The 14,865-nt window shown below is 68.2% G+C and carries 17 protein-coding genes and 1 tRNA gene; 3 read left to right on the forward strand and 15 right to left on the reverse strand.

The window, feature by feature from the left end; genetic code table 11:
- Nucleotides 1-71 precede the first annotated feature (71 nt).
- Nucleotides 72-1,520: an alanine/glycine:cation symporter family protein gene (locus IE140_RS18280; RefSeq protein WP_093443882.1), complete on the forward strand. Its 1,449-nt coding sequence runs from the start codon at nt 72-74 to the stop codon at nt 1,518-1,520.
- A gap of 329 nt (nt 1,521-1,849) precedes the next feature.
- Nucleotides 1,850-1,922: transfer RNA gene (locus IE140_RS18285), tRNA-Arg, on the forward strand.
- A 108-nt stretch (nt 1,923-2,030) separates the two neighbouring features.
- Here the strand turns inward: IE140_RS18285 and IE140_RS18290 are convergent.
- The 15 genes from IE140_RS18290 to IE140_RS18360 all read right to left on the reverse strand — a co-directional run bounded on the left by IE140_RS18290 (nt 2,031) and on the right by IE140_RS18360 (nt 12,491).
- On the reverse strand, nt 2,031-3,161 hold the full coding sequence (locus IE140_RS18290) for a tyrosine-type recombinase/integrase (RefSeq protein ID WP_150196062.1): 1,131 nt from the start codon (nt 3,159-3,161) through the stop codon (nt 2,031-2,033).
- Nucleotides 3,161-3,373, reverse strand: coding sequence for a helix-turn-helix domain-containing protein (locus IE140_RS18295; RefSeq protein WP_037640101.1), 213 nt, complete (start codon nt 3,371-3,373; stop codon nt 3,161-3,163). The genes IE140_RS18290 and IE140_RS18295 overlap by 1 nt, the downstream gene beginning before the upstream one ends.
- 49 nt (nt 3,374-3,422) lie before the next feature.
- Nucleotides 3,423-4,712, reverse strand: coding sequence for a replication initiator (locus tag IE140_RS18300; RefSeq protein WP_150196065.1), 1,290 nt, complete (start codon nt 4,710-4,712; stop codon nt 3,423-3,425).
- A gap of 88 nt (nt 4,713-4,800) precedes the next feature.
- Nucleotides 4,801-5,100, reverse strand: a complete 300-nt coding sequence (locus IE140_RS18305) for a SpdD-like protein (RefSeq protein ID WP_150196067.1) — start codon at nt 5,098-5,100, stop codon at nt 4,801-4,803.
- A gap of 20 nt (nt 5,101-5,120) precedes the next feature.
- Complete coding sequence (locus tag IE140_RS18310) at nt 5,121-5,276, reverse strand: hypothetical protein (RefSeq protein WP_103543452.1); 156 nt, start codon at nt 5,274-5,276, stop codon at nt 5,121-5,123.
- 16 nt (nt 5,277-5,292) lie between these two features.
- On the reverse strand, nt 5,293-5,472 hold the full coding sequence (locus tag IE140_RS18315; RefSeq protein ID WP_150196069.1) for a mobile element transfer protein: 180 nt from the start codon (nt 5,470-5,472) through the stop codon (nt 5,293-5,295).
- 13 nt (nt 5,473-5,485) lie between these two features.
- Nucleotides 5,486-6,184: a DUF2637 domain-containing protein gene (locus IE140_RS18320; RefSeq protein WP_150196095.1), complete on the reverse strand. Its 699-nt coding sequence runs from the start codon at nt 6,182-6,184 to the stop codon at nt 5,486-5,488.
- Between the two features lie 84 nt (nt 6,185-6,268).
- The gene (locus IE140_RS18325) at nt 6,269-7,624 is read right to left on the reverse strand and encodes an FtsK/SpoIIIE domain-containing protein (protein WP_150196071.1); all 1,356 of its coding nucleotides are present in this window, start codon (nt 7,622-7,624) and stop codon (nt 6,269-6,271) included.
- Nucleotides 7,625-7,629: 5 nt separating this feature from the next.
- The gene (locus IE140_RS18330; RefSeq protein ID WP_145826844.1) at nt 7,630-7,977 is read right to left on the reverse strand and encodes an SCO3933 family regulatory protein; all 348 of its coding nucleotides are present in this window, start codon (nt 7,975-7,977) and stop codon (nt 7,630-7,632) included.
- A 243-nt stretch (nt 7,978-8,220) separates the two neighbouring features.
- Nucleotides 8,221-8,577: a DUF6233 domain-containing protein gene (locus tag IE140_RS18335; protein ID WP_150196073.1), complete on the reverse strand. Its 357-nt coding sequence runs from the start codon at nt 8,575-8,577 to the stop codon at nt 8,221-8,223.
- 70 nt (nt 8,578-8,647) lie between these two features.
- Nucleotides 8,648-9,235: an Imm21 family immunity protein gene (locus IE140_RS18340; RefSeq protein ID WP_229826845.1), complete on the reverse strand. Its 588-nt coding sequence runs from the start codon at nt 9,233-9,235 to the stop codon at nt 8,648-8,650.
- Between the two features lie 63 nt (nt 9,236-9,298).
- Nucleotides 9,299-10,132, reverse strand: coding sequence for a protein phosphatase 2C domain-containing protein (locus IE140_RS18345; protein WP_150196075.1), 834 nt, complete (start codon nt 10,130-10,132; stop codon nt 9,299-9,301).
- Nucleotides 10,129-10,980 (reverse strand): sigma factor-like helix-turn-helix DNA-binding protein, encoded by an 852-nt coding sequence (locus tag IE140_RS18350; RefSeq protein ID WP_150196077.1) that lies wholly within the window; start codon nt 10,978-10,980, stop codon nt 10,129-10,131. The genes IE140_RS18345 and IE140_RS18350 overlap by 4 nt, the downstream gene beginning before the upstream one ends.
- 175 nt (nt 10,981-11,155) lie before the next feature.
- Nucleotides 11,156-11,545 (reverse strand): ATP-binding protein, encoded by a 390-nt coding sequence (locus IE140_RS18355; RefSeq protein ID WP_150196079.1) that lies wholly within the window; start codon nt 11,543-11,545, stop codon nt 11,156-11,158.
- Between the two features lie 97 nt (nt 11,546-11,642).
- A complete protein-coding gene (locus tag IE140_RS18360) occupies nt 11,643-12,491 on the reverse strand; it encodes a helix-turn-helix domain-containing protein (RefSeq protein ID WP_150196098.1) in 849 nt (282 codons plus the stop codon).
- Between the two features lie 810 nt (nt 12,492-13,301).
- On the opposite strand from IE140_RS18360, the gene IE140_RS36610 reads away from it, so the two are divergent.
- Nucleotides 13,302-14,846 carry an N-6 DNA methylase gene (locus IE140_RS36610; RefSeq protein WP_359866232.1) on the forward strand — a complete coding sequence of 515 codons (1,545 nt, stop codon included), beginning with the start codon at nt 13,302-13,304 and terminating at the stop codon, nt 14,844-14,846.
- The last annotated feature ends 19 nt before the right edge of the window (nt 14,847-14,865 follow it).

Genomic DNA, 14,865 nt, shown 5'->3' on the forward strand with positions numbered 1-14,865 from the left:
CGTACACGACCTGTACGCGCACACGGAGACCGGGCCACTTCCCCGACTCACAAGGAACCGGGAACATCTGCATGGGCACGTTGGAAACCTGGGTCGTCGAGCTCAACGACGTCTTCTGGACATACCTGCTGATTCCGCTGGTCGCCGTCGCCGGCGTCTGGTTCACGCTGCGCTCCAAGGGCGTGCAGATCCGCCTGATCCCGGAGATGTTCCGGGTCTTCAGGGACAAGCCGCAGTCCGGCGTCAGCCCCTTCGGTGCCTTCACCATCTCCGCCGCCGCGCGGATCGGCACCGGCAACATCGCCGGTGTGGCCACCGCGATCACCATGGGCGGCCCCGGAGCCGTCTTCTGGATGTGGATGATGGCCCTGATCGGCGGTGCCTCGGCGTTCGTCGAGTCGGTCCTGGCCCAGCTGTACAAGGTGCGCGACACGGAGCCCGGTACATACCGAGGCGGCCCGGCCTTCTACATGCAGAAGGCGCTCGGAATGCGCTGGCTCGGCGTGATCTTCGCCGTTCTGATCACGCTGACGTTCGGGTTCGTGCTGACCGCGGTGCAGTCCAACACGATCACGGTGGCCACGAAGGGCTCCTTCGGCTCGGACGCCTCCTGGTTCAGCCCCGTCCTCGGCGTCGCGCTCGCCGCGCTGCTCGCGCTCGCGGTGTTCTTCGGCGTGAAGCGCCTGACGGCCGTCACCAAGGTCCTCATCCCGGTGATGGCCGGGGTCTACCTGCTGGCCGGCCTGGTCATCGTGTTCCTCAACCTCGGCAACGTGCCCGGCATGCTCGGCGACATCGTCGGCGGCGCCTTCGGCTTCCGCGAGGTCGCGGGCGGTGCCGTGGGTACGGCCATCCTGCAGGGCGTGCGGCGCGGCATGTTCTCCAACGAGGCGGGCATGGGTTCCGCCCCGAACGCCGCCGCGTCGGCGGAGACCACGCACCCGGTCAAGCAGGGCCTGGTCCAGACGCTCGGCGTCTACTTCGACACCTTGGTCATCTGCACCATGACCGCCTTCGTGATCCTCTCCGCCAACCCGACCCTCGGTGAGCGCGGCGGCGCGGACGTCACACAGGCCGCCTTCACCAGCGCGCTCGGCGACTGGGCCGGTCACCTGCTGACCCTGGTGGTCTTCATGGTCGCCTTCAGTTCCATGATCGGTAACTACTACTACGGCGAGTCCAACATCCAGTTCATCACCCGCAGCAAGCACGTGATGAGCACGTACCGCGCGCTGGTCATCGCCTGCGCCGTCCTCGGCGCGATCGGCTCCGTCCCCCTGGTCTGGAGCCTCGCGGACGTCACGATGGGCGCGATGGTCCTGGTCAACATGATCGCGATCATCCCCCTCGGTGCGGTCGCCTTCCGCCTCCTCGACGACTACCTGGCCCAGCGCCGCCAGGGCCTCGACCCGGTCTTCCGCAAGGACCGGGTTCCGGGCCTGCGCGGCGAGGTGGAGTGCTGGGGCGCATCGGACCAGGACGCCGCACCGCAGGAGCGGACGCCGGTCGGCTCGCTCTGACACGGACGCGCCCACCGCGACCGTACGCATCGACGGGCGGCATCCCGGGAGGGGTGCCGCCCCCGGGCTTTGCGACGACGGGCCCGAATCCCGGGAACCGTGCCGAAGGGCGGGGGCAGGTACGGCGGCGCACAGCGACAACGGGGGCGACCTCCGCGATCCCGATCCGCTAGGCTGTCAGCGGTCAGTCGACCTCCAGTGCGCCTGCTCGGGAGCATGTCCCTCCGGACGTCACCCGACAGCACCCCGGCGGAAACCTGACCAGGGCGTTTGCCTCATCCCGCCCGGCAGCTCCACGGGGGTTTCCGGCACGGTTTTCGGCAAGCCCCGCCTTCGTAGCTCAGGGGATAGAGCACCGCTCTCCTAAAGCGGGTGTCGCAGGTTCGAATCCTGCCGGGGGCACGGACAGAAGGGCCAGCTCAGGAGAGGTTTCCTCCCAGGCTGGCCCTTCGTCGTGTTCGCGGCCGTGCCACACGCGTGCCACTAGAGTCCACGCGGAGTCCACATCCCCTAGCCGGAGGCCCCTCCCCCGCCGTCCCGGATCATGGCCCCGAGTCGGTCGGCGATGGCCCGGTCACGGTCGCTGGTCATGTGCTGATAGATCAACGCGGCCCGGGAGCTGCTGTGCCCCATGCGCGTCATCAGCTCTCGCGTGCTGGCCCCGGCCGTCGAGGCCAGCGTGTTGCCGGTGTGCCGCAGATCGTGGAAGTGCAGCTCGTCCGTGACACCCGCGGCTTTCCGGGCCTTGACCCAGTCGTCGCGGAAGTTGCTGCGCCGCAGCTGCCCGCCCTGCGGCCCGACGAATACGTGCCCGTCGCGGCCAGGAGCGGCGAAGTGCTCCAGGTGGTGCGTGACCGCGTCGAGCAGTTCGGCCGGGAAGGAGACGGAGCGCACCCCGGCCGCAGACTTCGGCGCCTTGTCGAAGAGCCGGCCGTCCTGCAACTCGGCCTGAGCACGGCGCACGGTGACGGTCAACCCCTCCAGGTCGACGTCCCGGCGCCGCAGGGCCGCTAGCTCCCCGAACCGCAGGGTGGTGAAGGCCGCCAGGAGCACAAGCAGCCGGTAGCGCGGCGCGATGGAGTCGGCGACGGCGAAGACCTGCGCCACTGTGAGGACCGGCCGCTCAGGCACGTCGTAGCGGTCCGCGCCCTTGATCCGGCACGGGTTGCGCCGGATCAGCTCGTCGTCCACGGCCGTGTTCATCAGGGCGCGCAGCAGCTGGTACGCCTTGACCACCGACGGCTCACCGACGCCGGCCGCGAGGAGCTTTCCGCGCCAGCTTCGCACTCGGGCCGTCGTCACATCCGCCACGCTCCCGGCCCCGAAGGTGGGCAGGATGTGCAGCCGCATCACCGACTCGCTCCGCTCACGGGTGCGGTCGGCGAGCTTCCGGTCCCGCAGCCACGCGGTGGCGTACTCCTCGAAGTTCACCGCCCCGGCGTCCGGGTCCGACCACTGCCCGCGCGCGATGTCCGATTCGATGTGCGTCAGGGCGACTTGGGCATCGGTCTTGGTCGCGTACGTCTTCTCCGCCGGGCGCAGCTGCCCCGTCTCCGGGTCCCGGTAGCGGACCTGCCAACGACCGGACGGAAGCTGCCGGACCGAGCCGAACTCCCGGCGCCTCCCCTTCCTGTTCGCCATCAGGCAGCCCTCCGCAGAGAGCTACGGCGGTCACCGATCGGCTGCACCGTGTTGGCGTCGATGAAGGCGTTCAGTGCGCTCTCCGGGATGCGAACGTGCCGACCGACCTTGACGAACACGATGCGCCGCTCGGCGATCAGGCGGCGCGGGAAACGTTCCGTGGTGCCGAGGAGTTCGGCCACCTGCGCCACGGTCAGGTAGCGGTCAGCCATGGGTGGGTTCTCCTTCCGGTGAAGTAGCGGAGTTGCGAGAGGTGGCAAGTCAGGTTTCTGCGGCTGTCAGGCCAGTTCCGGCAAAACGCCAGTGGGAGAGAACGAGCACGGTGTCCGGGTCGGGCAGCGGGTGGCCGGCCTCGGCCGCGCGTTCGCGGGTAAGGGCTTCGTTGTGGTCAGCGCGTTCATGGCGGAGGGCGCCGAGGGTGACGGAGTAGGCGCGGGACTTGGTGGAGAAGTGGCCGCGGAAGCCGAGCATGTGGGCCCACTTGCGCAGGCGCAGGTCTTCGAGTTCGGGCAGGGCGCCGAGGTGCCAGCAGGTGAGGATCATGCGCCGGGCGTGGTCGCTGACGCCGGAGCCGATCAGGTCCGTGATCGGATTGCGGATAGGCCGGTCGAGGGTGCCCGCCGTCTCGGCTCCCTTGGTGGCGTACTTGGCGATGTAGGCGGCCACGGCGCGGCTGGACAGTTCCGAGCTGCCTGCGAAGTCGGCCGAGCGGATGGGGCGGATGTCGAGCTGGTCGCCGAAGCGGAAGGTGTACGCGCGGCTGTCGAGGACCGGACCGGGTGCCTCGGCTTCCCTGGCCGCCCAGCGAATCGCATCGGTGAGGAGTTCGGTCGTGGCCCAGGCCGGCGGGGCGTCCTCGGCGCCGTCCGGGCCGTCGAGGCGGATGACGGCGTGGAAGTGGACGGCACCGCGCCGCTGGTACTCGGCGACCTTGGCGTAGGAGACCTTGAGGCAGTGACGCAGCGCCGAACGGCTCAGGCCCGCGCAGGAGGCGAGGTGCTGGCGCAGGTAGGTGGTGAAGCGGCCCCAGAGCTTCCCCGCATGGGCGTTCCACAGGACGGCCGCGCGGTAGTCGTATCGGTCCGGGTCCAGGGGCGTGCCGAGGGCGGGGTCGTCGTCCGGGTGAAGCCGTCCGCAGCGGCACCGGCCACCGCCGGGGCGGTTGTGCACGGGGCCGAAGGACGGTGCGGTGAAGGTGGCGAAGACGCGCGGGTGTTGGGCCACGGCCGGGCCGATGCCTTTGCCGCCGCTCAGACCGGCCGTAACGAGGTGGAAGGTGTCTTTGCGGTACACCTCAGCGCACGAGGCGCACCGGGTGGCGCGGCGGTTGTTGCAGCGGATGAGGAGTTGTCCCGCCGGTAGGTCGCGGTCGGTGATCTCCCGGACGATCTCCCCAGTGGTGGCGTGGACGTCGAGCCGGTGGCCCTCCATTCGGATGGGCCGCTCGCAGCCGCCGAGGCGCTGGATCTGGTGGGCGTAGGCGCTGAGGTCGCCGTGCCGGGCGAGGGATGCCAGCTGGCGGATAGCTGCGGTCGGAGCCGCAGGAGTCATGTGCGGGGTCCTCCTTGCGTGGGCTTGCGGTTGGTTTTGTCGAGGGGGCTAGACAGTGCGAAAAGGCCGGGAGGTCGGGGCGGTGGTGTCAGCGGCGGGCGATGACGGAGCGGACGGTGAGGGCACACACGGCCACGGATGCGGCGGTGAGGGCGACGGCGAGGAGCATGGAGACCAAGACGGCGCCGACGACCAAGACCACGGCGGTGCCGCCGCCGACCAGGGCGAGCACAGTGCCCGGCGTGAGCTGGACGGCCGGACGGGCCGGGGTAGCGGGTGCCGGCGGCGGGGCCGGGGTGTCCGGCGTTATGGTGGTCAGTTCGACGACTGCGGGCGGGGTGGTCAGGCCGGTGGGCTGCGGCATGGTCGGGACCTTCGGTCGGAACATGAGCGGTCTCCCTTCGCGGGTCACTTGAGGGCGGGGTCGATGACGGGGGCGAGCAGGCTGTCGGCGAGGAGGTAGCCGCCGAGGAGCAGTACGGCGATGAGCCACCAGGGCGGGCGGATGAGCTTGATGCCGAGGACGCCGACGACGAGGAGGGCGAGCCAGAGCGGAACGTCCATGTCGGGTGGTCTCCTGTCAGGCCGGGCAGCGGTGGGTGCGGGCGGCGAGTTCGGCGGCGGCACGGCTGTCGTACTCGGCGGAGAAGTCGCAGCGGGGAGCGGCGCAGGCGGCCAGGTGGCGGTTCCGGCCGCGTTCGACGTAGGAGGCGACATTGACGGGGCCGATGCGTCGGAGGTTGCGGAAACGGCGGTTCACGGTGGGGCTCCTCTCACAGGTGTGCGGCGACGGATGCGGTCATGGATGAGGGCAGGCCGAGCCGAGTACGTACGGCATCGGGGTCGGCGGGCCGGCCGGTGGCCGAGCGGTGTTCCTCGGCCAAGGCCCGGGCGCGGTCGACGAGGGCGGGCGGCAGGGCGACTGCAGGAGCAGGCGCCGGGGCGGGAGCGGTGGCCGGCGCGGCTGAAGGCTCGGGAGCCGGTTCGAAGTCGGCGCTGTACGGAACCTTGTGATCGGGCCCCTCCATGTCGGACGAACCGCCGTCAGGAGCCGCTACCGCGTCCGTCGCGGGAGAGGCGGCGGGCTCTTCCTCGGTGTGCGGAGCGTGGGCCAGCAGCGTGCCGCCGAAGAAGGCGACAGCGGGCCAGCCCGCGACCGTCACGCGGAGCCAGGCGGGTACGTCGTCCAGGTCGAGGAGGCCGGCCGTGGCGACGTTGGCGCCGAGGGACGCGGCCAGGGCTACGAGGAACCACAGGCGCGGACCGCCGGCCGCCTGGCCCGCTCGCTGTGACTGGCGCATCCGACGCCAGGCGGCGACCAGGAGCAGGTCGACACTCACGGGATAGGCCCAGGCCTTCCAGCCGTCCTGTCCGGCCGCCGCGGCGACGTCGTGCAGGTGGGAGAAGGACAGGGCACCGGCGATGACGGCCTGCACGATCACGGCGTCCACGCGGGCCAGGTGGGCACGCATCGGCTCGGGCTCCTTCGGTTTGGGCATGGCAGGGGTAGGGACTTGGCGTGAGGCGGTCACGCCGACCGTTGGAGGGAAGTGCGGCTACCCGGTCACCGGGCGCGCGGTAGGCGGCGCGATGGGAGCAGCGGAAGGCTGCGCCACGACGGGCCGGAGGGCGTCCAGACGGGGCAATTCCGGAATCAGGCCCGAAGTGTCGCGGCAGACGGCCGCCGCGTCTTCGAGGGTGAGATGCGGGGAGCGGACCCGGGACCAGCCGCCGGAGGAGTCACCGACGACCGCGACGCCGGGTCGTTCAGCCGGGATCCTGGTAGCCGCCAGCGCCGCTTCCGGTGCGATGTCGCCGAGGGCCATGTTGGCGGATGTCTCGTCGTTGACGCGATGGCAGACCCGACCGGTGAGCTGGGCACGGAGCATGGTGGCGCCCTTGCCGAGTTCAGCGCCGAAGCGCTGCCCGCACACCTCCAGATAGATACCGGCCGCGCGCCCGAGCTGGGCGAGGCGGATGAGCTTGGTGACCATGGCGTCCCGCCGCTTCTCGTCGTCCTTGCTCGCGGCGAGGAAGAGTTCAGCGACCTCGTCGACGACGACCACGACCGGCACCGGCCGCGCCTTCTCCTGCAGGCCCCAGACATCCGAGGTGAGCACGGCATCCGGACCGGCCCCGCCCCTCCTGCCGATGAGGCGGAAGCGTGCCTCCATCTCGTCCACCAGAACGTCAAGGAGGTCGTTCGCACGGTCCGGCGTATCGGCGAGCGCCGACAACCGGGGCGCGAACGGGGCCAGTTCGACGCCCCACTTGCAGTCGATGCCGACGAGTGCGACGGGTTGCCGGGCCAGCCCGCAGAGCAGGTTCCGCAGGTACACGGACTTGCCCGACTGCGTTGCGCCGAGAATGAGTTCGTGCGGCACGGTGCGGAAGTCCCGGACGTGCCAGTGCCCGTCCTCACGCAGCGCCAGAGGCAAGGTCAGCGATTCGGTCCGCAGCCACCGACGCGGGGGCCGCACGTCAGTGAGGACGTCCCAGCCGACCAACCGCAGCTCCAGCCGTCCCGGCTTGGTGGGCCGGACGTGCACGGCGTGCGCACCCCAGGCGTGCCGTAGCCGGTCAGCCGACGCGTTGAAGTCTTCGGGCGCCTGACCGGCCGCCATACGCAGCCGCATCACAAGTCCGAACCCGGTCGGCAGTGGCAGCGACCGACGAGGCGGCACGGGAGCGGCCTGCCGCCCCAGCATCCGGGCTGTTGCACGGCGCACGGCCGAGGCGGGCACCGTCAGGCCGCAGGCGTCCATCGTGGCCCGGTACGTGGCGAGCACCCGCAGCGTCACGGCCGGATACCCGACCAACCACCAGAACAGGACAGGCAGTCGACGGCGCACAACGGCCAGCGCAGCCGCCACCAGCAGCGCTAACAGCAGAATCCACAGGGCATCGGTCATGGCGCTCAGCCCTGCACCGCGGCCGGGGTGTCGACCATGACGGCGTCCGCCCGGTAGGCGATGCCGTGCCGAGTACGGCCGCCGAACTCACTCTCCCAGGGCCGCGCGATCAGGCCGGACAGGAACACCGGTGCGCCCATGGCCAGCCCCTCGCCGATGCCCTTCTCGGGCACGGTGACCTTGATCATGTCCGAGCCGCCCTGGGCGATGAACACCAGCTCCATGACCATGAGCCGGTCGTTGGTGACCGGGTCCACGGCCACCTCGCCGGTCTGCCGGTCCCTCACCTTGACCTCGGGGAGCTTGGTGACCAGCAGAGTGGCGGACGAGGTGTCCACGGGGATGACACGCATTCTGAACCTCACTTGATTCAGGCGTCCTCGTGGACGCCGAGCCGTTGAATACCCCCCTAGACAGCACAGGGAGGCGACCACCCCAACTGTCTAGGGGGGTTGACGACCACCGTAAACCGACGCCCTGTCAACCGTCTAGGGGGGTATACGAACGTGTCGCGCGAGCGTCGATGGGGCCACCCCATCTCGCAGCGGCCAGTGACACCATTCGGGAGCCCCTCGCCCGCCTTTAGACCACCACCGTCACGGGTTGTCGAGCAGACCCAGCGCCGTATCCGGGCGGCAGTGCACGCACGCCAGCACGCCATGCCGCAGAGCTTCAACCACCTGCTCGCGGGACGCGGGACGACACCGGCCCGACTTCGTCGCTGCCCAGCAGTCCCCGGCATGGACGGCCTCCACGTTTTTACGGTTGAGCCCGTACTGGAGCAGCCAGTCCGGAGGCGGCGGCCGCATCTCCCCACATCGACGCCGCTCAGCCTCGCGCCGCTCCTCGTCCGCGATCCACCCGTCGAGCTGCCGCACGGCAGCCGCCGCCTGCTGCACGACCACACGGCGCGCGAAGCGCAGCAGCTCCAGTCGGGACGGTTGATCGCTCACACGTTCGATTCTACGGTTGGGTGCGCGGCTACGACGAGGGCACCCAGTGGATGTCCCGTGCCATCGAAGGTCAGGGGTGGCCGTCCTCGGCAACAAGCTGCGCCACACCCACCCATGGGAACTCGCCGGTCTGATGGACCGCACGCACCCTCCACCGACCTGCCGGGAGCTGCACTGGAGCCTGGTCCGGCTGGCCCCCGTCGGGATACTCCACTCCCAGATCGGCGCCCGCTTCAGCCGAATCCATCAACACCGCCGGGCCATCGGTGACCCACAGTCCGCCGTCCTCCCAAGCGGTGTCCGGATCGGCCAGCACCGCCTCGGCTGCCGCGAACAACTCGGCCTCGGAGTCCGCAGCCAGCCACCGCACGAACAGCAGCTTCTCTGGTAGGAAGCACGTCTTTGCAGGTTCATCGGCCAGGACAAGCGCAGTGGCGGCGCCGGCGCCTACTGCGATGACACCGGCCCAGTCCTCCACCTCGCAGGCGCGGTCGTAGTCATCACGGCCATCGGCATCACCGAGGACAGAACCGTCCTCCGTGCATCCACCCCAGGCGGTCACAGAGGACTCCGGAAGGACGATCAAGGGGCCGCCCATCGACCGGACCCACACCACCCCAGCACGGTCACAGCGATCGGTGTCGAGAGAAGCATCCATGCGCGCAGTCTGCCGCCCTCCACTGACACCGCTCGGAGGCCGGAGCCTTGTCGGCCGACCTGGTCACTCAAACTTCGATGTCACAGGACAGTGGAGAACCGTGGCGTCGTCCCTCGCCTTTCCGCGAGGCCATCGCTGCCCGTCGGGATCGCTGTTCTCCGCTTCCCGTACACGGCGGATGAGTTCGTCCGGGCTGGCGGACGCGAGCACGTCCAGCACGTCCGTCCAGTCGGCGAGGCCGAACCGGTCGACGAGGCGTGTCGCGCCGTCGCTCAGCAGGGTCACGGACGCCAGCGACTCCAGCGGCACCGTTCCGGTGAGGGCGTGCTCGGCTGCCCGGGGTTCAGGGCCGGCGATCCAGAAGCCGCCCGGCCGGTTACGGAGTCCCGTCAGGTCGTCGCGGTACTGGGCCAGGGCGGCAGCGTGCTCGGGCGTGCCGGTGGGTAGTCGGTCGACCGGCGCGCGGAGTTGCTTGCCGACCTGGTCCAGGCGGTCGTCGGTGACAGCGGTCGTCTTCCCGTCCTGACCGGCGAGGAGAAGGGTCGAGTCGCCGAGGACGAGGTACTCCAGCCCTCCCCCGCCGACGCGGACCGCGACGACCGTGCTGGTCGGGCTGGCCCGGTAGGTCAGATCGCACGTGTCCTCGTGCAGGGACCGAACGCCGCGGATCGCGTCGGCGAGACAGTCGGCGAGCGGCCGGGCGGAATCTTGCGCGATGTTGCCCAGCAGCAGTCCGCCCAGCGTCGAGGAGAACCACGCGATGCCGTGCACGCAGCCGGTCTCGGCCCCGGCGACGCCGGCACCGTCGAGGAGGACGGCCGCACCGGGAGCGGCGGCCGCGAAGTCCTCGTTGTGCTGGTTTGGTTCGGCGGGCAGCGAGCCGAGGGCGACGTTCACGCCGTCGCCTCCTCGTCGTGCAGGTACAGGGGGCAGAGGAGTTCGGCGGATTGCGGCTCTTCGGTCTCGGGGTCGTATTCGACACTCACCAGGGTGGAGAAGTGCCGCTCCCCCACCTGTCCCCAGAGCGCGCTGAGGTCGGAGGTGAGCAGGTGGACGACGCCGAGGGAGCCTGCCGTGTGGATGCCGGCGATGGCGAGGACCGAGCCGTTGCCGTCCGGGCGGGGCAGTCGGCCCAGGTATCCGACGTCGTGCGGGCGGCTCGGCTCGAGGTCCACCCCTGCGTGGTACGCCGTGTCGGTACGCCGGTCCACCAGAGCCCAGGGCTCACCCTCCGGGTGCTCCCAGGCGAGTACCGGGTCCTGGGCGTACAGGTCGCGCATGGCCTGGGACATGCCCGGCCCGCAGACGACGACCAGGCCGTCACGGTTGAGGTCGACCTCGCCGCTCACCTGCACGTGGCCGGAGCTGACGTCGAGCCCGTACGACTTCGCCAGCTCCTCCAGCCGCTTGCCGGAGTTCATGTCGGCCATTGCGACGACCGGGCGTTTCTTCGTGTCGTCCCACCGGAGCGGCGTCACGACCGTGACGGAGCCCGTCCCGAGGAAGGCCCCCTCGGGCGCCGGGCCGGTGTGCCGGATCTGATGGATGCGACCGCGGCTCAGGCCGGCCTTCTCGGCGATCTGCGCGTAGGACATTCCTTGCGCATGGAGGTCCTGAACCACGCGGCGGCGGAGCCGGGCGAGTTCGGTCACCTCCTGCTGCGCAGCGGCCAGCCTCGTGGTGACCTCGCGCAGGAGCAGGTACGGATCATCGATCGCCATGATCCGCTGCAACTCGTCCGACATGACCACACCTCCCAGAAGTACCCAGGAGTCTAGGGCCCTAGACGGAATGGGCGGGAGGCGCCGTCCCGTACGACTTTCAACGACGAAGAAACGCGACCGCCGCCGAGGCACACCCCGAGGAGTCACCCGTCACCGCCGGCATGGCAACGGCCGCCTATCAGCGGACGGTGCACAATCACGCACCCTCCCAGGCCAGCTCCGCCCACACGGAACGCCCGTCGGGCCAGTTCTTCACACCCCAGTCCTTCGCACAGGCCGCGATCAGCAGCAGCCCGCGCCCGCCCTCTTCCTGGCTGGTCACATCGCACAGGTGCGGTACCCGTTCGCCGCCCTGGTCGACCACCTCGATACGGACGAAGCCGTCACCGAAGCCGACGACCACGAGGAACCAGCCGCCTTCCGCGCCGCTCAGCGAGTGACGTACGGCGTTGGTGGCCAGTTCGCTGACAACCAGAGTGGCGTCATCGACCGGCCCCTTCTCGGCGACTAAGGCAGCGACGAAGTGACGGGCCTGGGCCACTTGCTCGGCAAGACCCGGGAAGGCGCGGCACCACTTGGTACGCATGGCAAGCTCCTTGTCTGCGTCTAGGGGACTAGACAGCGCGACGGCAGGCTATGCCCACGGGAAGCCAGCACGCTAGGCATGTTGAGGAATTATTCCTCTAAGGGGTGACCGTGTCTTCCAGCTCGCGGAACTCCTTCATCACACGTAACAACAGCTCACGTACCTCGTCCCCGAAGACGGCTGCGCCTTGGAAGCGGTGGAAGGCCTCCTCGTACGCAGCCACCTCGGCGGAGTCGACCGACACCCGCTCACCGGTGAACGCCTCGATCACGACAGCCTGCTGGTCGCACAGCGTGAATCCGTGACGCGGCAGAAGCGGCACCGGGCGGCGCCACGGGATGACGCCGAGCCGGACGGTGCTCAGGCTCTCGACGGCGAGCAGCCGGTCGAGCTGGGCGAGCATCAGCGCCGGCGTGCCCGGCCAGGTCCGCAGCACGGCTTCCGTCAGCACGAACACCGACTCGCGCCCAGGCTCGTACAACACGCTCTGCCGCTCCACCCGGGCAGCGGCAGCCCGACCGACCGCCTCAGGGGTCGAGTCCGGTGCGCTCTCGAAGACGTGACGGGCGTACTCCGCGCTCTGGAGCAGGGCAGGCAGAACGACGCACTGGAAGGACCGCACCGACCGAGCACCGCGGACCGCGTCATCAACGACGAGCCCAGCGGGCAGCCCCGCCGGTTCGGAGTCGGTGGCGATCGCAGACTCAACGGCGACGAGCAGGTCATGGACTTCCCCGGCCGCCGACTCATCGAGGTTGAGCGCCCGGCACAGCCGGTCCAGCACATCGACACTGGGGACCATGCGCCCGGTCTCCACCTTGGAGACCGTCGGCTGACCAACGCCGGCCCGCTGAGCCAGAGCAGCACCCGTCAGGCCAGCCTCCGCACGCAGAGCCCGAAGACGTGCCCCAAGCACCCGCATCCGGTCGCGCCGTTCACTCCCCATACCCAGGGTTCTACACCACGAGCCGACAGCGACCAGGCGCAAGAGCGGCATCAACAGCCGCCAGTGTGAGTGTGATTCAAAGTCTCTCTACTGGTTCAAGGCGGCTCGCTCCGCTCGCCGCGCGCGGCCCGGCCCCCGGCCGGGCCTGCGCTCCTGTCTCCGCCCCGCTCCAGCCCCGACCGGCGCCCGTGCCGCGCACACAGCAATCAGCCACCTGATGCCAGAGAAGGAGTACGTCGCGGCTGGGGCAGTCGGCTCCACGGCTTTAGGCAGCCACTTTGGCGCAAGCCTCGAAGATCATGGCCCCAACGTCGTGCTTTGGCGGGCAGGTCCACAGACTGCCCGACGCGCCGGAAGCTTACGGGGCCATGCTCACTCGCGCCGAAGCAGCTCCAGCCCAAAGCCGCTCCGCCGACCGCTCGTCTGAAGCTGCACACCGGATCAGGAGCACAACGTCAACGTTCCGGAGGCGCCCCAGAGTGTGCAGATGCCTCCAAGTGGGGATGGTGAGCAACACACCCGGTACTCTCAGCTTGTCGTCGGCATCGCAGGGTTAGGAGTGGATGGGTGATCACTCAGCCCAACGCACAACACGACGTAGCGGAGCCACTGCATCCAGACGACCCATGTTTGTCACGAGACATCATTAGCTGGTGTCATCGGGTCGCCGATGAACCGCTGCCACCATCGGCCGTACCCGGAGCAACGCTTCGTCAGCGACGTGTCCTTGCCTCGCTCGGAGGGCTTGCAGCCGCTCTCACAGAGGCTGCGACTCTGGACACAAACACTTGGGATCGATGGCCCCACGCTGTGGCCTCATGGGCCAAGTCCGCACCGAGGCCGCCGTTGGCACTGGTCGAGAGAGCTCGCACGGCTATCGAAGCGAGAGGGCAGACCGACGTCTTGGCCCATCTGTATGAACGCATCGTCGCAGGACCTAATCGGCGCCACCTCGGTACCTTCTTCACTCCACCCCCTGTATTTGACTACATGATTAGACGTACGAAGCAAGTGCTTAGCGATAGGCCTGACGTAGTCATCGACCCTGGGGCCGGCGTTGGAGCCTTTACAGAGGGTGCCTTGCACCATTGGCCTGAATCTCAAATTCACGCTGTGGATGTAAATATTGTGACTCTAGGCCTCCTGGCCGCGAGGTGCGCTGTATTGAATTCACCCAATCAGCCTAACTTCGTGCATGGGGACTATCTTGAGTGGGTTACGAGCATCAAGTCAGACCCGCTCAAATCAAGACTCATCATCGGAAACCCTCCTTATACCCGGCATCAACTGCTCGACCGCAAGACAAAGGAAGCAGCGCACGCTGCTTCCGGTCCGCTCTGCCCTAATGGGCAAGCCGGCCTTTCGACTCACTTCCTTGCGGCAACACTCCGAGCGCTCGGGCCACGGGACAGTATTTGCTTTCTCCTTCCTACTAACTGGCTTGAGACACGCTACGCGCGCGAGGTCAGAAAGCATCTGTGGGAATTGCGGAACAGGACTGTTCAGATCCACGCCTTCCCTCACGAAGCGGTAATATTCCCGTCGGCTCAAGTCTCAGCCATGATTGTCATTGTGGGCCCGGAAGCGAACAAAACGCAATGCATGAGCTACTATTCGGTCACCCATGGAATGAATCAAAAATTCCGGGTTACCCGCCTAGCGAATACTCAGCGCAAAGCAAATTGTCCGCCTTCCTTTACGGTGCGAGCACTTTCAGGAACCTTGAAGAAAACCGGAGAAAACCGCACGCCTCAGAGCGCCCTATCCTCCATCGCCGTAGTAAGGCGGGGTGTTGCTACGGGGGATAACGAGTTCTTCCTAAGGCGAGACTCGGAGGTAGCAGACCTTCCCAAAGAAGCCTATGTGCCTGCGCTACCCACTCTGCGAAAAGTACCGGAACAAGATTTGACACCGGCTGCCCATCAAGTCCTTGGCGCTAGCGGAATTCGGAGATGGCTCCTTAGGCTCGATAATCTGCCCGCCGAGGACGAGGCAGTGCGAGCCCTTATCAACGAAGGCGAGGCCAGGGGTACACCTGAAAGATACCTTTGCCGAGTTCGCACCCCTTGGTATGCCGTAGAGCGTATGTCAATTCCAGACGTCTTAATCGCACCGATGACTAAAAGTCGATTTCGAGTGGTCCAAAATCTGGCGGGTGCAACACCTACCAACTCCATATACGGCATGAGGTTGATCCGTCGAACAGATGCAGTCGAGTCAGCACGAGAACTGGTTGCGTGGCTCCGTAGTGACGACGGCCAGCAAGCACTGCTTTCTATCGCCCGACGCCACAGTGATGGGCTATTCAAGCTTGAGCCACGCGCTCTAGCAAACCTGCACGTGCCGATCCAGTGAGATTCTGTCTGCCACTAGA

Origin of the sequence: Streptomyces parvus (assembly GCF_014648875.1) — a bacterium.
GTDB lineage: Bacteria > Actinomycetota > Actinomycetes > Streptomycetales > Streptomycetaceae > Streptomyces > Streptomyces parvus.